Raw genomic sequence first — 18,008 nt, forward strand, 5'->3', positions numbered from 1 at the left:
TCGGCGCGTCAGTCGGGCATTGGATGGCTCCCACCCATGTTGCCCTCATCCCCGGGACAGGCGGGTCGCCTAGCTGGACAGCTCACCCGCAATTGCTGGGTGAACGGCGATGGACAGGTCATGGACGGTCGCTACACTCCGTCAGGCGGCGGTTTTCCCGCCAACCTCAAAGGAGTACCCCTTGGCCCTTCTCTCCCAGTTCGACGATTGGCACGACGACATCACAGCTTGGCGCAGGGACCTGCATGCACACCCAGAACTGAAGTATGACACCCACCGCACCAGCGCCTTTGTGGCGGACCGACTGCGTGCCTTCGGTTGCGATGAGGTGGTCGAGGGGATCGGTCGCACCGGTGTTGTGGGTCTGATCCATGGGCAGCAAGGTCTCCAGGCCCGCACCATTGGTTTGCGTGCGGATATGGACGCTTTGCCAATCCAAGAGGCCACTGGCGCACCCCATGCCTCCGTGGTTCCGGGGAAGATGCACGCGTGTGGCCATGACGGTCACACGGCGATGCTGCTGGGTGCGGCCCGGTACTTGGCCGAGACACGGGCTTTTTCGGGCACCGTCGCAGTCATCTTTCAACCCGCCGAAGAGGGGGGTGCAGGCGCTGCCGCCATGGTCGAGGATGGCCTGATGACCCGTTTCGGGATCTCCGAGGTCTACGGTCTGCACAACTCTCCGCTGTTGCCCTTTGGTCAGTTCGCCATCCGATCGGGCCCTTTCTATGCGGCGGTCGATAGCTTCCGCATCGATGTGCGCGGACGCGGCGGCCACGCGGCGCGCCCCCATCAGACAGTGGATACGACCCTGGCGGCATCGGCGATTGTGATGGCGTTGCAGAGCATCGTTGCCCGGAACACGGACCCGCAGCAGCCTGTCGTTGTCTCTGTCACGGCCTTTCACACCGAAGGGGACGCGTTCAATGTCATTCCCGACGGGGCGACCCTGCGTGGCACCCTGCGCAGCTTTGACGGCACCGTGCGCGACGCAACCCTGACCCGCATGGCGGAGGTCATCGAAGCAACGGCCCAAGCCTACGGCGCCACGGCCCGTTTGCACCAAGAAGAAGAGCCATACCCCGTGATGGTGAACCACGGGGCGGAAACGGAACACTGCGTCGCGGCAGCAACCCAAGTGGTCGGCACCTGCGACGACAACGCCCCGCGAACCACCGGCGGTGAGGATTTCGCCTATATGCTAGAGGCTTGTCCGGGCGCATACATCCAACTTGGCATTGGACATGGTCCGGGCCTTCACCATCCCGCATATGACTTCAATGACGCGATTATCCCCATCGGATGCTCCTATTGGGTCACCTTGGCCGAGGCGCGCTTGGCCCCGTAATCGGCGGGCATCTGCCAGGCTATACCTTTGCTCGTCTTGTGACATCCGGCCCAGGCAGGTTACAGGGAAGCTATGGGGACGGGGGTTTCGTATTCGAGCAGGCCGTGGGTTGGCCGTGTGATCGCACTGGCCTGCGCTGCCTGGAGCAGTCCCGCCCTGGCCCACCCCCATGTCTTTGTCGATGGTGGCGTAGACATCGTCTTTGACGAAGCCGGCCAGATCACTGCGCTCGAGATCACATGGGTCTTCGATCCGCTGGACTCGCTCTATCAGGTCGCAGCCCATGGAGTGTCTCCGCTTCCAGACGGGACGCTGAGCGATGAAGACACAGCGCGGATGACAGAAGCGCTTCAAATGTTTCCCGATGATTTCGACGGGTCTGCCCATGTCTCCGTCGTGGGCGTGCCCGTTGCGCTGTCCTGGCCCGAAGACGTGGAGGTGAGCATGGTCGACGGTCGCCTCCGACAGGCTTTTCGGCGGGCGTTGGAGACACCCTTAGATGTGACAGACCTGCCGGTGGAAATCGGGTTCTACGAACGGACGTACTTTTTCGACTTTTCGATCACGCAACAGCCAGAGTTGCGTTCTGCGCCGTCGGGCTGTAACGCGGCGGTTGTTCCGTTTGTCCCGGAAACGGCAAGCCAGGCGGTTCTGGATATGCTGGCGCGTCTGGCGAGTGATACGGCGCCCGAGGATGCAAATGCCGGGGCGCTCGTGGCAGATAGGATTGTGATGACATGCGTGCCTTGATGTGGTCGGTCGGCGGGTTGGTTGCGGTTGTGGGCGCCATCTGGTTGGCGACCGAGATCCTACCCGATGCGACCGCTTGGATCCTGCTGCAACAGCGTGCCTATCAGGGCGACATCGCCGAGGCCGTGCGCGCGTTGCAAGGCGGCGCCCCTGGGGCTTGGCTCACGCTGATCGTGGCCACAGGTGGGTATGGCCTGATCCATGCGGCGGGGCCTGGGCATGGGAAGTACCTGATCGGGGGGACCGGGCTCGCCTCGGATGTGTCCGCTAAGGCGCTGCTGTCCTTGGCGGTCCTCTCCAGCCTGTTGCAAGCGGCTTGGGCGGTGGTGCTCGTCTACGGGGGGTTCTGGATCTTTGGGTTGATCGCCCCGCAGGTGACGGATCTGGCAGAGACCGTTTTGGCCCCGGCAAGCTATGCCGCCATTGCGGCGATCGGAGGCGTGTTTGCCTATCGCGGGGCCAAGGGGCTGTGGCGGGTCACACAACCTGTGCCTCAGACCACGTGCGGGTGCGGCCATGCCCATGGCCCGAGCGCCGAAGAGGTCGCGCGCCTGACCGGCTGGCGGGATGCCGTGCCCCTGGTGCTGAGCGTTGCGATCCGGCCCTGTACGGGCGCGATATTCCTGTTGGTGATTGCCTGGCAGTTGGACCTGGCCCTTGCGGGCATTGTCGGGGTGGCGGCCATGGGCCTTGGGACAGCCATCCTGACATCGGGTGTGGCGGTGTCGAGCGTCGCTGCACGGGGTCTGGCGCTGCTGTCGAGCGGCGGGACGGGGCAGTTGTCGCTGGTTGCCCCGGCCCTGCAAATCGCGGCGGGTGTCGTGATCGCGGTCATCAGCCTGAGCCTCTTGCGAGCGGCCTTGGGCTAAGGTTGCCGTATTGCGGTCGGTGCCGACGGCCCGGGACGTCACCGCCTGGCGCGGCGCCCCTGCTGATGCGGAGACCATTGGGGCAGACTGAGTGATCCAGGTCTCCTGATGACGGTCTGCTTGTGTTCCTTCCTCCGTTGAGACCGCGCCCTCGCGGCTCTTCAAGTCAAGCGTGTCCCAGAACCAGTCGGCTACCCGAGTGTCTCACCTGAGAGCTGTGGCAGGGGCAGGTGTTTGCGCTGCTTCGCCATCGTTCTCGATCTCCACATCTGGCACCGTGACGGTCCGGTCGTCATGCAAGACCTCGCCAATGTCGGCTTCAAACGTCGACGGCTGGTCATCAATCACCAAAGGTGCTGCGCGACCGCTTTGGTCCGGCTGCGTGATCCATAAGCTCGCCAAGAGAACGAGCGCGCTGATGAGGATTGCAAGGGTCGTTCCAACCTTCATAGCTGTCTCCTTTCCTATGGAAGGAGAACACGTCGCAGCGGCCTATGTTCCGCCTCTCGGGTGCTGCGTACGAGCCTATGCGGATCTGCGCCGGGACAGGCACCGCAGTCTCAGGCGGAATCGTCGGTCATGATCCCCAGGGCAACGGACACTGCGGACAAGGTCATGAAGATGACGAACAGAATTTGCGCGATCCCGGCGGAGGCGCTGGCGATCCCACCAAAGGCGAACAGCCCGGAGATCACCGCGATTGCGAGGAATGTGGCGGCCCAGCTGAGCATTGGTTGATCCTTACTGCGTCTGACCACTGAACGGACCAAAGCGTTCTTTGTTCCGCAGCCCGTGTCGGGGCACCTAGAGCAGCGACAGGCGGCGGAAGACGGCCATCAAGTCGCGCTCCCGAAAGGGTTGCTCCAATCGGTACACGCGACGCGCGTCGTCGTGTTCCGCCGGTTGGCCGTTCAGGATCACAATCGGCACGCCGGTCGCCATCCACGTCACGACTGTGGGATGATCCAAGATCGCAGTGCTGTCGCCCTCCACAATCGCGAGGCTGGGCCACAGCTTGGTTGCGTCATCGAGCGTTTGAAAGACACGCACATCCGTGATGCCGCACCCATTCAGGACTTCCTCCAGATCGTCAGCCACCAGGGGGCTTTTGTTTACAATGACCGAGAGACCCCGCGCGGGGGAGGATCCAGTGTCCATCGAGTTGTCCCATATCAACGGCCCGGAACGATTCTCGCCCGGCTGCGTTGGGCCACCATGCCCACGCCTGCACCTTGGGGCATTAAACTGTGACATAGCTGACAACGGAAATCATGGTTACGAACTGCACGCACTGTCCGCTGAGAAAACTGGACATCTTCGAAAGCCTTACGGCAGACAGCATCTCCTTCCTCCAACGGTTCAAATCGGGTGAATTGAAAGTCGACGCGGGTACGCCGCTTTTGATGGAGGGATCGAACAGCCCACAATTGTTCACCGCGCTCAAAGGGATGGGGGTACGCTATAAGCTGCTGCCTAACGGTCGTCGGCAGGTGGTGAACTTTGTGTTGCCCGGTGACTTCGTTGGTTTGCAGGCGGGCGTCATGGGTGAGATGAAGCATTCCGTGGAGGCGACCACACCCATGGTCCTATGTGTATTCGACCGGTCAGAATTGTGGACGCTGTTTAAAACACAACCGGAACGCGCCTTTGACCTGACTTGGGCGGCAGCCATGGAGGAGCATTTCTTGGGGGAGGCGCTGACCTCTATCGGACAGATGTCCGCTATGGAGCGCATTGCCTGGGGGCTCGTGCGGTTCCACGGGCGATGCGAGAACCTTGGTTTGATTGATGGGACGAAATGTCCATTTCCCTATCGTCAACAGGATCTGGCGGATGCTTTGGGGTTGTCCCTCGTCCATACCAACAAAACCCTGATGAAACTGCGGGATAGGCAAATCCTATCGATCAACGATGGGATCTTGCAGATCATGGACATCGAAGAAGCGAAGACCGTCGCCCTTCTGCCCATCGATCTCCCTGGTCGGCGGCCACTCATTTGATTTGACTGCTATGCGCGCGCTTGGCCGAGGCTTCCGATCTTTCGAAGATACCAACTGTCATACGAACACCCGCTGTCTGGTCGGAACCAATTGGGGCGCTTGTTGTTTCTTTAGTGCAAGCGCGCCCAAAAGGCAGCGCGCACCACGAAACCTGAGCGCCCGGCAGGGTCGATCATGGGGGTATCCACTGTCGATCAACAGTGGGGCGCCTCGATCATTCAGCCCGCACTTGGGCGCCTGAGACTAAATGGAGAGAGTTATGACAAGCCCGCTGAACGTTGTGCCAAAGACCGAGCCCGTGGAAACGGGTGTTCGGGACGTTGAGGGGATCGCGAGCGGCCTCGCTGACGTGTTGGCAGATACCTACCGTCTGATCTTCAAAACCCATGCCTATCATTGGAACGTGACGGGCCCGACTTTCTACTCGGTGCACAAACTCACCGAAGAGCAATATGAGGATATGTTCACCGCCGCCGATGAACTGGCCGAGCGTATCCGGTCGCTGGGGCAGCTGGCGCCCATGCAAATGGCAGACATCATGGAGCGGTCCCGCGTGCAGGACCCTAAGGGCGTGCTATCGGCCGGCGAGATGGTCGAAGACTTGGCCGCTGATCATGAGAAACTGGCCCACCGTCTGCACGGCCTCGTCGATCTGGTCGAGGGGCGGAAAGACCCGGTGACAGAAGACCTCGCAACCGAGCGCTCGGCTTTCCATGAGCAGGCCGCCTGGATGCTTCGGGCGCTTGCCGCGCACTAACCATAAGTGTGCGCCCCGGTTCTCGCGAGCCGGGGCGCTACTTGGTGAGAGCGGGCGCTACTCTCACGCAGGCTCGGATAGATGTTGCGTGGTCGCAAAGAACATGGCCTGGCTAACAGCAGCGCGCACCTGTTCCTCCACATAAGGCTTTGTGATGAGGAAGGCAGGCTCCGGCCGGTCACCGGTCAGCAGCCGTTCCGGGAAAGCCGTGATGAAGATGACCGGCCGGTCCCCCAAGGCCTGCAACAGCGCGTTGACCGCATCAATGCCCGAGGACCGATCCGCCAGTTGGATGTCCGCCAAAATGAGATCCGGCGCTTTCGCCTTACCCTTAGCGATCGCTTCATCACATGTGCGCGCAATGTCGACCACCGTGTGTCCCATGGTGCTCACGATGGACTTTAGGTCCATCGCGATGATGCCCTCGTCCTCGATGATCAGAACATCGCCCGTCACCATCTCGCCCATGTCGGCCAGGGCACGGGCGTGCAATTCGGTAACCTCATCATTGCTGAGGTTTGTGATGGCCGCGATTTCGTCGATGCTGAACCCCTCCACCGTATGCAGCAGCAGCACTTCGCGGGTGTTGGCGGTCAGATGCTGAAGGCGCCATTGTGCGCGCGCCTCCAAAAGGTCGGCGATCTCATCCTGGGTATCGATGGGGGCGCCAGCGCTGGCCCAGATGCCATGGAAGGTCCGGAACAAACCGATTTTCACGCGCTGATGGCTCGGGATCATCGAAGGGTCCGCAACAATGGCTTCGAGGGTAGCAAGCGCGTAGCGATCCCCGCTGTCCTGGGCACCAGTTAGGGCCCGGGCATACCGCCGCAGAAAGGGCAATTCGTTGGTCAACTCCACGCCGAGATCTCGGTTCGTGCCGTTGGTGTCCATCGGGTCTCTCCTGTGTCAACTTTTTATGGAACCAACGGGCGCCGCATTAGTTCCCCACTGAGGATCATTTATTCACGAGAGACGAGATGGCTTCGCAGGAGAAAAAGGAAAGGACGTCCGCATCGGAGGTCGACCGCCAGATCGACGAGAATTTGCGGCGGGTCTTCGATGATGCCGCCGCCGAACCGCTGCCAGATCGATTTACCGACCTGATTGCCAAACTCAAGTCAAAAGAAGGGGATACGTCGAATGGCAACTGATCCCCGAGAGGAAATCGTCGAACATTTGCCTGCGATGCGCGCCTTTGCGCGGTCGCTGACCCGGAACGCGTCGGCGGCCGATGATCTGGTGCAAGACACTGTGGTGAAGGCCTGGTCAAACATCGATAAGTTCCAAGCGGGCACCAACATGCGAGCCTGGCTGTTCACGATTTTGCGCAACACATTCTACTCCCTCCGCCGGAAACGGTCGCGAGAAGTAGAGGACGGCGATGGTCTTTTGGCCGAGCAGCTGTCCGAAAAGCCAGCCCATGACGGACGTTTGGTTATGAACGATTTCCGCGAGGCTTTCGCGCTGCTGCCAGATGAACAACGCGAGGCGTTACTTCTCGTGGGGGCGTCCGGTTTTTCCTATGAGGAAGCCGCTGACATGTGCGATTGCGCGGTCGGCACAATCAAGAGCCGTGCCAACCGAGGGCGCAAACGTCTCGCGGAACTCATGCATCTCAATGAAGATGAGCCGATGGAAATGACGGACATGGCCACCATGGCAGTGGTGACAGGAAAACCGGCTGCGTGACCTCCATCGCGCGGGCATGGGCACGGGCCAAGGGGCAGGCCGGGCGGCTGCGGGTCAGATTGGTCCTGTTGCTCAGCCTCGCGATTCTGCCGCTGGGTTTGATTGCTGTGATCCAGACCGCAACCGTCATCCGGGATGCCCGCGCCCTGGAGGAGCGGGACATCCTGGCCCGCACTTCCCGCGCGGTTCACATTGAGCGCGCGATCCTCCGCCGGGCCTTTGGGGCCGCGGATGCCCTCGGCGCGACCGCCGTCGCGGTTGGCGCGTCGTCCCCAGCGTGCCAAGCGGCAATGGCCAGCGTTGTCAATATCGAAGCAGCTTTCGTCTTCGCGGGCTTTATCGGAGCCGATGGGGTCATGCGGTGTTCGTCTGCGGGCGGGACCACAAGCTTTAGCGCCCATCCGGAGTGGTTAGCATTCGTCCAGGATCCAAAGCCCGGCGCTTCGGTCAACACAAACGGCGAAGTCTCCGGCCAATCGGTGGTCATCGTCACCGTCCCAGTTGAGGCAGCGGATGGTATACTTCTCGGGGCGGTCTCGATCTCCGTCCCCCACAGATTGACGGATCACTTGCTGTCCGTTGACGGCGATGCCCTCCTGCTCGCCTTGATCAATCCCGATGGCGACATCCTCGCGGCCAGCACGGGGATCGCCGATACCGAGCGGTTCCTAGCCGCTGGCGTGGTGCCGAGCGAGGCGAACATCAACAGCCTGGGCGCAACCTACCGGTTCGAGGCGGCCGACGGCGGTGAAAAGATGGCCGCAGTCGTGCCTCTGCTGGATGATCGGATCTACATCCTGGGTTTATGGGACCCGGAGGAAAGCGCCTTTACGATTTCACCCTTTGGCCTCGCCGCTCCGCTCTTTCCAATTGTCATGTGGATTGCGTCGCTCCTGGTGGCGATGTTGGCTGTGGATCGGCTGGTTCTACGCCATTTGTCGGTGCTGCGGCGGAGGATGGTTGGCTTTTCCGTTGATGACCCAACGGCGGAGCCCGTCGTCTTGCGAAATGCCCCGCAAGAAATCGAGAGCATCGCGCGCGCCTATAACGGTCTGACGGCCCGCGTGCTCCGCGACCGTGGGGTTCTCGAAGACAACGTTCGCGAGAAAGAGATCCTGCTGCGCGAGGTTCACCACCGCGTGAAAAACAACCTGCAGCTTATCTCGTCAATCATGAGCATGCAGATCCGCGCCATTGAAGATACGCCCGCAAAGACAGCGATCCGCCGTCTCCAAGACCGTGTTGTCAGCCTGTCCGCTGTCCACAAGGCTCTGTATGCGGACACCGATTTGGAAACGGTGCGCGCTGATAAGCTGTTGAAGGAAGTCATCGACGACACTTTGGTCGTGGGCTTGGGGCTCAAGACCGAGTTTTTGGTCGACAGCAGCTACGACCGCCTCGACGTCGACCCGGATCAGGCGATCCCCATCGCGCTTTTGGCCAATGAGCTTGTGACCAATGCCGTCAAACACTTGGGCCGCCCGGCGGAGGGACCCGCGCAGATTACGATCACCCTTGGTGTGGACCAGGATGATGTTTCTTTGAGGATTTGCAACACCATCGGCGATCAGATCTTGTCAGATCCTGTGAGCGATGGGACGGGCCTCGGCTCTCGCCTGATTGGGGCCTTCGTGTCCCAACTGGGAGGCACGATTGTTCAAGGTCCGACGAAAGATCCGGGTCAGTACGCCGTCGAGGTTCGCTTCAAGGTGCTGCGTCCGGTGAAGGCCACGGTGTTTGGTCCTTCGCTCCCGCAGGCCGGGTGACATCCCGTTTGCCTGTCACTCGACAGCTGCATCGGCAATCAGGTCCGCAAGCTCCGCCTCCCCGACCCGCAAGCCACTCCGTGCCGGTCCGACGGACCAAGCCGACGTTGTCCCCGCACGCGCCGCATCCAGGATTGCGGGATGGATGTAGCTTTTGCGCGCCACCGCGGGTGTGTTGTGCAAGGCCTCGGCCGCAGCGGTCGCGAGGGCAGACAGCGGAGGGACATCCTCCTGCGCGGCCACGAGATAGGCCGCCCGGCTTCCATTCCAGGTTCGAAAGTCCTTGGGCGTAATGTCTTCCCCTCCGACATCGGCCATTCGGTCCGCCGCGCGCTTCGGGTCAACGGGCCGCGCAACGCCCCGCGCATCATACCACCGGATCAGCCGGGTCTGGCGTTTCGACCCTTTGAGGTCCGTAAGCCGTGCCGTAAGGTTTCGCCCGCTAATGCGCTTGGTCACCGGGGTTCCGCCTTTGGCGCGGTAGGAGAGCTTACCTTGCGATCCAACCACACGGAGATGTCGACTTTGGAGTGTTGTGGCCCCAAAGCTGCCGTTCTCCCGTGTGTACCGCCGCGCGCCTATGCGAAGCGAGTGGCGATCCATCAGCGCAAGAACAATGGCGATTGCATCGTCTTCGGCCATGCCTTTCCCGGCAAGATGGCCAGCGATCCAACGGCGGAGACGGGGCAGGGCGCGGGCCAGGGCACCTAGCCGATCAAACTTGGATGCTGCGTGATGTTCCATCCACCTCGGGTGATAACGATACTGCTTACGACCCGCCGCGTCCCGGCCGGTAGCCAGCAGATATCCCTCCGAGTGTGGGGACATCCAAACCGACGTATAGGCTGGCGGGACGGCGAGCGCTCGGAGCCTCTGCTTGGTCATTGGACAATCAACTGTCGTCCCATCGGGCGCGACATAAGAAAACCCTCGGCCCCGGCGCCGACGACGGATGCCAGGGTAACTGTCAGGGTAGTGGACGAGGTCGAGCTTGTGGCAAAGCGCTTCGGTCATACCGCAGGAAACGCGACAAATTCGTCCAAGTTCCCAGGACACATCCGTCAGCGCAGCGCCCCCAGTGACATCGCGCATAACGTGCTGGCTCTGCTAAAGCCGATTAGTTTTGACACCGGCCCTCCGTCTAAACCGACTTCATCGGATCGTTGCGTAATGCTCACCACGCGCGAGCGGCATAGGTGATGGCGCGTCTGATCGTAACGGTCCAAATGAAAACACGTGTTCCATTGCATTGCCTACCAACTCCCCCCGCGCTGGCGTGCTGACTGGTGTCACACCGCTCAGCCGTTGCGGAGGGCATCGATCAATTTCGCCTTCGTCATGTCCGACCGACCGTGGATCTCTAACTCTCTCGCGCGCTCCAATAGCTCCTGCTTCGTCCAATCCTCATAGGGCGGGTTCTGGCCGCCGATTTTTGACGGGGTCTGGTCGGGGTTCGCCTGGGCATTGGCGATGCGGGCGGCCTTCTCCTTCGACATGCCCTTATCGCGGAGCGCGCCGTAGGTGTCCTCTTTCTTGATGCTTGGCCGCTCATTCATCGCTCGGTCTCCTGGCAAAACGGATCTCCGAAACGCGCCAACACGGAAATCGTTCCGCGCGAAGTCTGCCGCAGGCTTGGGAACAAGAGCCCAGCCAACGCGTTGTCTAAGCAACTGCACACGCACACCATCCGAACCGCAGGTGTCCCTGCGCGAGAAGGAGAACGGAGATGACGGACACTGGGTCCACCAAAGCTAAGCGAACTGACGCCTCGCGCGACTTCGCGGCAGAGGCGAAATCCTACGCGGACCAGGCCATGGGCGCGGCCCGCGACACGCTTGCTGACCATGCCGAAGCACAGGCGGATACGGTTGCACGAGCAGGGGCAGGTCTGTCCGGCACACCATACGTGCGCGAGGCGGCAACGCATCTGTCCGCATCCTTGTTGCAGGTTGCCGATGCGCTTCGGACAACCGATCTGGAGGCGCTGCAATCTGATGCCCGAGCCTTTGCCAGCCAAAATCCGGCGCTCTTTTATGGCGGTGCAGCCGCCCTTGGCTTCCTGGCGACCCGCGCAATGAAAGCCTCAGATCGTTCAGCCACGGGTAGCGTCAGCGCCCCGGAAAGCGCGCCCGGTGGTAATGGCCCGGCGCACACCACGGCGCGCAAATGGGGCTACGTGTAATGGCCCCCAGGAACCCAGATACCATCAGGCGTGAGCTTATGGGGCTATTGGATGCTGTCTCACGCGTTCTTCGAGCAGAGGCGGCCCTGGCCAAGGCTGAAGTTGGCGAAAACCTCGGTCGGATGGGCGTGGCTCTTGCGGCCGTAGTTACCGGTGGCATCATTGCCATCCTGGCCCTTGGCGCGCTGCTCTGCGCGGCTGTGGCGGGCGCCGTGGCCCTTGGTCTTCCCGTTTGGGCCGCGTCCTTACTCGTCGCTGTCGTCCTGTTCGGTCTGGCTGGCGGCCTGTTTGCATGGGGACTGTCCGGCCTAAAGGCACGTCGCCTGATCCCAACCCGCAGCCTGTCCAACGTGCAGCGTGACTTTGATGTTTTGAAGGAGGCGTTCGATGGCGGATCTTTCCGCACTTGAGCGGCAACTTGAGCATGACCGCCAGGTGCTGCGCCTGCGGATAGCATCAGTCGGGCACCAAATCGCGCCTGATCGCTTGGCGACCACAGCCAGCGCTGTCGCGGTCGAACGCGGATCAGACGTGCTGGCCAAGGCTGGTTCCGTGGCACGGGCAAACCCCGCGCCGGTTGCTTTGGTGACCACCGGCTTGGGTTGGTTGGCGCTCAGGGCGTTCGGCAGCGCCCCAGCTCAGAAGCGCCCCGCATACGACGAGACCACGACACCGATTGTGTCGTGCTTTCGCCAAACGCCCATGACCAGCGCGACCTTTGAGGCGCGCCTATCCAAAGCAAATCGCGCCACACCAGGCCGATTTGGAACCGAACACTTTGAAGGAGACCATAAGATGTCGACCTACCACCCTGATATGACCGCAGCGAAAGCCACGCAGGCCAAAGCCCGCGCTTACGCGTCGCTCGATGACCTCCGCGCGCGCATTGAAGACGGGCTTGAGGGGCTGCCAGAGGACGCCAAAGCGCGCGTTCGATCCGCGCGGGAGGCGGCCATTGCCGCCCAGGCTCAGGTGCAGGAGCAGGCCAAGACGGCGGCACAGAAAGCCCGAGACACCGCGCGGGACAATCCGCTGCTGATCGGGGTACTGGCCTTCGCCGCTGGGGCGGCCATCGCGGCAGCCTTGCCACGCACCCGCATCGAAGATCAGACCTTTGGTCAGCACCGAGATCGGCTGTTCGACGAGGCTGATCGCCTGCTGCGGGATGAACTTGCAAAGGCGACGGCTGCCGCCGAGGATGCTCTGGCGACCGGTCAGGCCCGCGCCAAGGCGGCTGCGGCTGATGTAGCGGAAGTAACAAAATCCTCCGTGGCGGGGCTGGACCCCAAGGTCGATTGGCCCGCTGCCGTGGCCTCGGTACGCGCCTCCTGACGCGAGGACCCGCCCACAGTTTGGCCCCGCCCGGTTGTGCCGCGCGGGGCCATGTCCGTTCCTTAAGCCGGAGCTTGCTATGATCGACGCGTCCTCCACCCTGGTCCCCAAGTCCATTGGTCAGACGGGGCGCGGGGCCCGCCGACCGTCACAAATCCCCTTGCGCGGTGTGTTCCAGGTAGCCAAGCGGGTCACGCGACGATTGATGGACACACAGTTATCGCTGATCTCTGCGGGTGTGGCATTCTTCGGTCTTCTGGCGGTTTTTCCAGCACTCTCCGCGCTCGTCGCCTTGGGGGGTGTTCTTCTGACACCTGTTGAAATCGCCACACAGATTGATCCGCTCCTGGCCACATTGCCACCTGCGGCAGCCGAGATCATTTCCGGCCAGCTGTCGGCCCTCGCCGCGACCAGCAATGACACGCTGAGCTGGACGCTGGCCTTGGGTCTTTTGATTGCGGTGTTTTCCGCCAGCCGTGGCACGCTGAACCTGATGACGGGGCTGAACGTTGCTTACGAAGAGCGGGAACGGCGAAACTTCTTCGTGGTGCAGATCATGGCCCTCATGATCACAGTCGTTGGCCTGATCGGCTTCGTCCTAACGCTCGCCACCGTGGCCGTGCTGCCATTCATTGCGCAGCTTGTGGGGGAGAACAGCTTGACGGCACAGCTCATCCTCATCGCCCGCTGGCCCTTTCTGGTAGCGGTCGCCGTCTTTTCGTTTGGGGCGCTGTACAAGTTCGGCCCGTCCCGGCGCCCCGCGCGGTGGCGATGGGTCACGCCCGGCGCGGCCTTGGCCGTCGCGGTCTGGCTTGGGGCGACTGTTGGGTTTTCTTGGTACGTCTCCACGTTCGGAACCTACGCGGAGACCTTCGGCGCCTTGGCGGGTGTCATCGTTTTGATGTTGTGGCTGTTTTTGTCCAGCTTTGCCTTGCTCCTCGGCGCTTTGGTCGATGCTGAATTGGAGGCGCAAACCGCCGCCGACAGCACAATAGGCCCAGCCCGCCCCATCGGACATAGGGGCGCTGTCAAAGCCGATACGGTCGAGGGTCGGTAGCGGTCACGTCGCCCTCCGCGCTTGGACCAGAAACAGCGTCCAGACCACCAGTGGGATCGCCACAAACCCGCCGAGAGGTCCCCAGAGCCACAGCCAAAAAATCAGGGAGAGAAAGACAAACAATGGGTTGAGTGACATATGCCTGCCGACCAGGGCTGGCGTGACGAACTGTGCCTCAACCATGTTGAAGCCCACAAAGACCAGGGCAGGGACGAATGACATAATCCCGTCAAACGTCACAATCCCACCCAGTAGTAGCGCGACCGCAATCATCGCTGGGCCAAGATACATGACAAAGTTCAACAGAAAGGTGGCCACGCCCCAAAGAACGGGTTCCGGCATGCCCAAAACCGCCATCGCCAAACTAACGCAGCAGCCAAAGCCAAAATTGATGCAGGTGATGGTCAGGAAATAGCGGGACACCTGACCTTCCGCATCACGCAACGTCTCGGACGTGATGGAGGCGATCTGATTGGAGATCTGACGATAGAGGTCGGCCCGGCCTGTCAGGAAAAAGAAGAGCGTGCCGAGAAACACCAGAATGCCCGCCAGCAACGCCGGCCCGTAGGACAGGGCATCGAACAGGCTTGGCACGGCCATTGCGGTGCTTGAACCAGACGCCTCTTCCCCGTCAGGGTCGGTGAGGGCCTCCGAAACACTGTCTTGCAGTTCTTGGACACCGCCGACCGCATCGCGCAGAAACCGCAGGAGATCTTCGAGTTCGGCCCATAGGATCGGAGCCTGGGACACCGCGCGCGACAGGGAGGGTTCGATTGCGAAAAACAGAAGGCTCGCTAGCCCCGAGAAGACGATGAGGACGACAAAGGCCGCAGCGGCCGCGCCCAGGCCAAGCCGGGACAGGAAATCCATCGCAGGCGCGAGCACAACGCCCAACACAATGGCCGCGAGGGCAGGGGCCAATATGGGTTGCGCGTATTCGAGCGCCGCTCCGGTTGCGACGCACGCAAGCAGCACAAGGGAGGACGTGGCCCAGACGGAGGGTTTGCGGTCATGCATCATGATGAGAACACATAAGCCGCAACGCAGTTCCTACGAGTGGCTAAAACCATAGCCCCCTGGGCGGAGGCTTTTGCGACTCGCCTGAGCAGGCGATCAGCACCCGTCGACGCCGCGCGCGTTGAACGATATGAGCAGCCCCATCACATGAACTTGTCTCCGTAGGCTGAAGACCATGGAACTCGACACACATGCAACACTGTCCGTCGCCCCGATGATGGACTGGACGGATCGCCATTGCCGGGCATTCCACCGGGTGATGTCCCGTCGGACGCTGCTCTACACCGAGATGGTGACCGCCGCGGCTTTGGTGCGGGGCGGGGCAGTGCATTTGCTTGACTTTGACGCGGCGGAGCACCCGGTGGCGTTGCAACTTGGCGGGTCGGACCCCTTGGAACTGGCCCGCGCGACGGCCCTCGCCGTGGAACGGGGATATGCCGAGGTCAACTTGAACGTTGGCTGTCCGTCGGACCGGGTCCAATCGGGACACTTCGGGGCGGTCCTGATGGAGCAGCCGGACCTCGTCGCGCGCTGTGTCGCCGAGATGATCAACGCGGCAGGCGACGTCCCGGTTACGGTCAAATGCCGCATTGGGGTCGACGATCAAACGCCGGAGGAGGTCCTGCCGGATTTCCTAGCTCGGATCCGCGACGCAGGGGTGCGGCGCGTGACCGTCCATGCGCGCAAGGCCTGGCTCCAGGGGCTGAGTCCCAAGGAAAACAGGGACATCCCGCCGTTGGATTATGAACTGGTGTACCGTATGGCGACGGCCTTTCCCGATCTGCATCTCTCGATCAACGGCGGAATCACGACATTGGATGAGGTGGCCGGTCACCTGCGTCACATGAAGGGCGTCATGGTTGGGCGCGCCGCCTACCATGACCCCGCTGCGATCCTGATGCGGGCGGATACGCGCATTTTCGGCGCAGAGAGCGATCCCTGTCCGACCCGACACGACGCAGTTCTGGCGATGGTGCCCCATATCGAGGCGCACCTGGACGCCGGTGGCAAGCTCGGCCAAGTCACACGTCACATGCTGGGCACCTTCGCGGGTCAGCCCGGCGCCCGAGGGTGGCGCCGAACGCTGTCAGAGGGGGCGACTCGCCCCGGCGCCGGGATCGACGTTTTGCATGAGGCGCTGTCTTGCGTCACCGAGGCGGCGGCTTGACGACCTCACGCGACCAACACGTCGTCAGCTATCGTTTCAGTCGGGCGCTGCGCCCGCCCCGGCGGCCCGTGGGCGCGGCCACTCGGTCTGGAAGATCCGCCATGATCATGCGCCGCGCCTCTGGGGACATTCGTGACCATTCGGTGATCTCATCCATTGTGCGCTTGCATCCCGTGCACAGGCGCGTCTCCGGGTGGACGACGCAAACGCGAATGCAGGGGCTTTCGATCTCGGCGCGGGACCAGATTTTGTCGGACGTAGGGTCATTCATTGCTTTGGTCCCAAGTGGCGCAGGCGGTCTAGCGCCCCTTGCAGGATATATCCAGCCGCCACATGGTCGATGACCTTCGCACGACGTTTGCGGGTCGTATCCGCCTCCAGCAAGGCGCGCTCTGCGGCGACGGTGGACAGGCGTTCGTCCCAAAAGGTGATCGGCACATCGCTGCGGCGGGCAAAGTTCCGGGCAAAGGCCCGGGTCGACTGCAGGCGCGGACCCTCGCTGCCATCCATGTTCAGCGGCATCCCGAGAACGATGCCCTGGATCTCCCGCGCTGCCAGGATTTCCTCCAAGGCTATGGCGTCCGCCGTGAACTTCGTGCGCCGGATCGTCCGCAGGGGGGAGGCCACGCTGCGCAGACTGTCAGAGACCGCCACCCCGATGGTTTTCGTCCCTAAATCCAGCCCCATGAGGCCGCCGAAGGCGGGCAGAACGGCGGCAAACTCCGCCACATCATCATGGATCACGGGGCCAGGCCCGCCCGGTCAGCGGCCCGTGCCAAGATGTCGAGCGCGCCTTGGTCGCCGTCGAAAACCAGCTTCGATTCTTCATAGACGGCCGAGGCAGCGTCCAAGCGCCCCATGACGCCATAGGCCGTGATCAGCCGGCCCCAATCCTGCGGGGGACCACCGTCGGAGGCGAGCCGCGCCGCCAGGCCCTCGACCATGCCGCCAATGGCCTCCATCCTTTCTTCCATGGACAGGGCGGCCATCGCCTCCACGGCCTCGGGCGAGGGACCGCCGGACGATGCCCCGCCAGGGCTTGGCAACTGATCCAAAGGCGTGGGGTCGCCCGCCGCGCGGGAGACCGCTTCGATCTGACCATAAATCGGTGGCAGCCATGGGGCGTCTGGGTTGCTGTCCCCGACCAACCGGCGCCAGATGGGCCAGGCCAGGTCTGGCCGACCGCCCTGGGCATACATCAGCCCCAGGTAATAGCGGGCAGATCCATTTCTCGGGTCAAGCTCCAGCGTCCGGGTCAGGGCCTGCTCCGCCTCAGGGGAGACATAGCCCGCAGCGGCCAGGATCATAAGCTCCGCCAGGAGAGCGAAATCCGCGGCCTGGGCGTCGTCCCCGAGAATTGCGATGACCCGGTCTTGCGCCCGCCAAGCTGCTTCAAGATCGCCGAGGCCGCTTTCGGTGTTCACAGCCAACCGCCAGCCCCGCAAATCGTCGGGTCGCTCTTGCAGGACGGTGCGCAACTGGTTCGCCATCTCGGTGATTTCAGGGCGGCTGTCGTCGATGGTGTCGGGCACCTCCGCCTCGGCAAGGGCCTGTCCGGCCCGTGTGGCGCGCTGTGCTTCGATCTCATTGATTCTGGCGGCCAATGGCAGGTCGCCGTAACCCGGCGCCCCCAACAACCCGTAGGTCGCACCCGCTGTCAGCGCCACAACCACCGCGACGATGGCCATTCCCAACCAGCGACTGCCGACTGCGCCCCTACTTTGTGCCTGAGCGGCTTTGTCAGCGGCCAACAACCGCCGGGCGACCTCCGCCCGGGTGGCGGCGGCTTCGGGCGCGGCAATGACACCCCGCGCCAGGTCGCGGTCCAACTCTTTCAGTTGGTCGCGATAGACAGCGACATCCGGTGCGGTGACCGTTGGTGGCGTGCGAAACGCCAAGAGGATCAGCGCCAGACAGACCAAGGTCAGCGCGACGACGACGATCCAGAAAATCATGATGTGTCTCCGGTCAGGTTTCGAGACTCCTACCGCCCCCCGACGGGGACCGAAAGGCCGGATGGCGGGGGTGTGATCGCAGGTCGCGTTGGACCGCTGCCGCCCCATGTCGCAAAGA

At 62.5% G+C, this 18,008-nt stretch carries 23 protein-coding genes and 1 pseudogene; 13 read left to right on the top strand and 11 right to left on the bottom strand.

The annotated features are described in order from the left end of the window. Nucleotides 1–181: 181 nt before the first annotated feature. The 3 genes from K5R33_RS12375 (at nucleotide 182) to K5R33_RS12385 (ending at nucleotide 2,967) form a co-directional block, all read left to right on the top strand. Nucleotides 182–1,348 carry a M20 aminoacylase family protein gene (locus tag K5R33_RS12375; protein ID WP_220749351.1) on the top strand — a complete coding sequence of 389 codons (1,167 nt, stop codon included), beginning with the start codon at nucleotides 182–184 and terminating at the stop codon, nucleotides 1,346–1,348. A 117-nt stretch (nucleotides 1,349–1,465) separates the two neighbouring features. Then, on the top strand, nucleotides 1,466–2,098 hold the full coding sequence (locus K5R33_RS12380) for a DUF1007 family protein (protein ID WP_220749352.1): 633 nt from the start codon (nucleotides 1,466–1,468) through the stop codon (nucleotides 2,096–2,098). Next, entirely contained in the window at nucleotides 2,086–2,967 is an 882-nt protein-coding gene (locus K5R33_RS12385; RefSeq protein WP_220749353.1) for a nickel/cobalt transporter, read from the top strand. Before K5R33_RS12380 ends, K5R33_RS12385 begins: the two co-directional genes overlap by 13 nt. A 204-nt stretch (nucleotides 2,968–3,171) precedes the next feature. Here K5R33_RS12385 and K5R33_RS12390 read toward each other — a convergent pair whose 3' ends face one another. The 3 genes from K5R33_RS12390 to K5R33_RS12400 all read right to left on the bottom strand — a co-directional run bounded on the left by K5R33_RS12390 (nucleotide 3,172) and on the right by K5R33_RS12400 (nucleotide 4,125). Then, nucleotides 3,172–3,417, bottom strand: coding sequence for a hypothetical protein (locus K5R33_RS12390; protein WP_220749354.1), 246 nt, complete (start codon nucleotides 3,415–3,417; stop codon nucleotides 3,172–3,174). 110 nt (nucleotides 3,418–3,527) lie between these two features. Further along, nucleotides 3,528–3,698 carry a DUF1328 domain-containing protein gene (locus K5R33_RS12395; RefSeq protein ID WP_220749355.1) on the bottom strand — a complete coding sequence of 57 codons (171 nt, stop codon included), beginning with the start codon at nucleotides 3,696–3,698 and terminating at the stop codon, nucleotides 3,528–3,530. 73 nt (nucleotides 3,699–3,771) lie between these two features. After that, a complete protein-coding gene (locus K5R33_RS12400) occupies nucleotides 3,772–4,125 on the bottom strand; it encodes a hypothetical protein (protein WP_220749356.1) in 354 nt (117 codons plus the stop codon). A 113-nt stretch (nucleotides 4,126–4,238) separates the two neighbouring features. On the opposite strand from K5R33_RS12400, the gene K5R33_RS12405 reads away from it, so the two are divergent. Together K5R33_RS12405 and K5R33_RS12410 are read left to right on the top strand one after the other, a co-directional pair. Then, entirely contained in the window at nucleotides 4,239–4,967 is a 729-nt protein-coding gene (locus tag K5R33_RS12405; protein ID WP_220749357.1) for a Crp/Fnr family transcriptional regulator, read from the top strand. 259 nt (nucleotides 4,968–5,226) lie between these two features. After that, nucleotides 5,227–5,724, top strand: a complete 498-nt coding sequence (locus K5R33_RS12410; RefSeq protein ID WP_220749358.1) for a Dps family protein — start codon at nucleotides 5,227–5,229, stop codon at nucleotides 5,722–5,724. Nucleotides 5,725–5,787: 63 nt separating this feature from the next. On the opposite strand, the gene K5R33_RS12415 is transcribed toward K5R33_RS12410, so the two are convergent. After that, the gene (locus K5R33_RS12415; RefSeq protein ID WP_220749359.1) at nucleotides 5,788–6,615 is read right to left on the bottom strand and encodes a response regulator; all 828 of its coding nucleotides are present in this window, start codon (nucleotides 6,613–6,615) and stop codon (nucleotides 5,788–5,790) included. Between the two features lie 86 nt (nucleotides 6,616–6,701). Here K5R33_RS12415 and K5R33_RS12420 point away from each other — a divergent pair, with 86 nt between their 5' ends. Genes K5R33_RS12420 through K5R33_RS12430 form a run of 3 tightly spaced genes read left to right on the top strand, consistent with a single transcriptional unit; the run spans nucleotide 6,702 to nucleotide 9,179 of the window. Then, complete coding sequence (locus K5R33_RS12420) at nucleotides 6,702–6,875, top strand: NepR family anti-sigma factor (protein ID WP_220749360.1); 174 nt, start codon at nucleotides 6,702–6,704, stop codon at nucleotides 6,873–6,875. Beyond that, nucleotides 6,865–7,413: an RNA polymerase sigma factor gene (locus tag K5R33_RS12425; protein ID WP_220749361.1), complete on the top strand. Its 549-nt coding sequence runs from the start codon at nucleotides 6,865–6,867 to the stop codon at nucleotides 7,411–7,413. The genes K5R33_RS12420 and K5R33_RS12425 overlap by 11 nt, the downstream gene beginning before the upstream one ends. Then, complete coding sequence (locus tag K5R33_RS12430) at nucleotides 7,410–9,179, top strand: histidine kinase dimerization/phosphoacceptor domain -containing protein (protein WP_220749362.1); 1,770 nt, start codon at nucleotides 7,410–7,412, stop codon at nucleotides 9,177–9,179. The genes K5R33_RS12425 and K5R33_RS12430 overlap by 4 nt, the downstream gene beginning before the upstream one ends. Before the next feature lie 15 nt (nucleotides 9,180–9,194). Here K5R33_RS12430 and K5R33_RS12435 read toward each other — a convergent pair whose 3' ends face one another. The 3 genes and pseudogenes from K5R33_RS12435 to K5R33_RS12440 all read right to left on the bottom strand — a co-directional run bounded on the left by K5R33_RS12435 (nucleotide 9,195) and on the right by K5R33_RS12440 (nucleotide 10,735). Beyond that, a complete protein-coding gene (locus K5R33_RS12435) occupies nucleotides 9,195–9,923 on the bottom strand; it encodes a DNA topoisomerase IB (RefSeq protein ID WP_220749363.1) in 729 nt (242 codons plus the stop codon). Nucleotides 9,924–9,974: 51 nt separating this feature from the next. Continuing rightward, nucleotides 9,975–10,271: pseudogene (locus K5R33_RS19230) on the bottom strand (DNA topoisomerase IB-related protein); the annotation flags it as partial. A 206-nt stretch (nucleotides 10,272–10,477) separates the two neighbouring features. Next, nucleotides 10,478–10,735 carry a DUF7218 family protein gene (locus tag K5R33_RS12440; RefSeq protein WP_220749364.1) on the bottom strand — a complete coding sequence of 86 codons (258 nt, stop codon included), beginning with the start codon at nucleotides 10,733–10,735 and terminating at the stop codon, nucleotides 10,478–10,480. A gap of 170 nt (nucleotides 10,736–10,905) precedes the next feature. Here K5R33_RS12440 and K5R33_RS12445 point away from each other — a divergent pair, with 170 nt between their 5' ends. The 4 genes from K5R33_RS12445 (at nucleotide 10,906) to K5R33_RS12460 (ending at nucleotide 13,750) form a co-directional block, all read left to right on the top strand. Next, nucleotides 10,906–11,361 (top strand): hypothetical protein, encoded by a 456-nt coding sequence (locus K5R33_RS12445; RefSeq protein WP_220749365.1) that lies wholly within the window; start codon nucleotides 10,906–10,908, stop codon nucleotides 11,359–11,361. A gap of 38 nt (nucleotides 11,362–11,399) precedes the next feature. Further along, nucleotides 11,400–11,771 (top strand): phage holin family protein, encoded by a 372-nt coding sequence (locus tag K5R33_RS12450; protein WP_220749366.1) that lies wholly within the window; start codon nucleotides 11,400–11,402, stop codon nucleotides 11,769–11,771. Beyond that, nucleotides 11,749–12,693, top strand: a complete 945-nt coding sequence (locus K5R33_RS12455; protein WP_220749367.1) for a hypothetical protein — start codon at nucleotides 11,749–11,751, stop codon at nucleotides 12,691–12,693. The genes K5R33_RS12450 and K5R33_RS12455 overlap by 23 nt, the downstream gene beginning before the upstream one ends. A 79-nt stretch (nucleotides 12,694–12,772) precedes the next feature. After that, nucleotides 12,773–13,750, top strand: coding sequence for a YihY/virulence factor BrkB family protein (locus K5R33_RS12460; RefSeq protein ID WP_220749368.1), 978 nt, complete (start codon nucleotides 12,773–12,775; stop codon nucleotides 13,748–13,750). A gap of 3 nt (nucleotides 13,751–13,753) precedes the next feature. On the opposite strand, the gene K5R33_RS12465 is transcribed toward K5R33_RS12460, so the two are convergent. Then, nucleotides 13,754–14,770, bottom strand: a complete 1,017-nt coding sequence (locus K5R33_RS12465) for an AI-2E family transporter (protein ID WP_220749369.1) — start codon at nucleotides 14,768–14,770, stop codon at nucleotides 13,754–13,756. Nucleotides 14,771–14,942: 172 nt separating this feature from the next. Between K5R33_RS12465 and dusA the strand changes: the two genes are divergently transcribed. Further along, nucleotides 14,943–15,935 (top strand): tRNA dihydrouridine(20/20a) synthase DusA, encoded by a 993-nt coding sequence (dusA, locus tag K5R33_RS12470; protein ID WP_220749370.1) that lies wholly within the window; start codon nucleotides 14,943–14,945, stop codon nucleotides 15,933–15,935. A 28-nt stretch (nucleotides 15,936–15,963) separates the two neighbouring features. On the opposite strand, the gene K5R33_RS12475 is transcribed toward dusA, so the two are convergent. From K5R33_RS12475 to ccmI, 3 genes are read right to left on the bottom strand one after another with little or no spacing between them, the layout of a single operon-like run. Beyond that, the gene (locus K5R33_RS12475; RefSeq protein WP_220749371.1) at nucleotides 15,964–16,206 is read right to left on the bottom strand and encodes a DUF1289 domain-containing protein; all 243 of its coding nucleotides are present in this window, start codon (nucleotides 16,204–16,206) and stop codon (nucleotides 15,964–15,966) included. Continuing rightward, nucleotides 16,203–16,679, bottom strand: coding sequence for a Holliday junction resolvase RuvX (gene ruvX, locus K5R33_RS12480; protein WP_220749372.1), 477 nt, complete (start codon nucleotides 16,677–16,679; stop codon nucleotides 16,203–16,205). Before ruvX ends, K5R33_RS12475 begins: the two co-directional genes overlap by 4 nt. Further along, nucleotides 16,676–17,890, bottom strand: coding sequence for a c-type cytochrome biogenesis protein CcmI (ccmI, locus tag K5R33_RS12485; RefSeq protein ID WP_220749373.1), 1,215 nt, complete (start codon nucleotides 17,888–17,890; stop codon nucleotides 16,676–16,678). Before ccmI ends, ruvX begins: the two co-directional genes overlap by 4 nt. Nucleotides 17,891–18,008 lie beyond the last annotated feature (118 nt).

Origin of the sequence: Jannaschia pagri (assembly GCF_019655435.1) — a bacterium.
Lineage (GTDB): Bacteria > Pseudomonadota > Alphaproteobacteria > Rhodobacterales > Rhodobacteraceae > Jannaschia > Jannaschia pagri.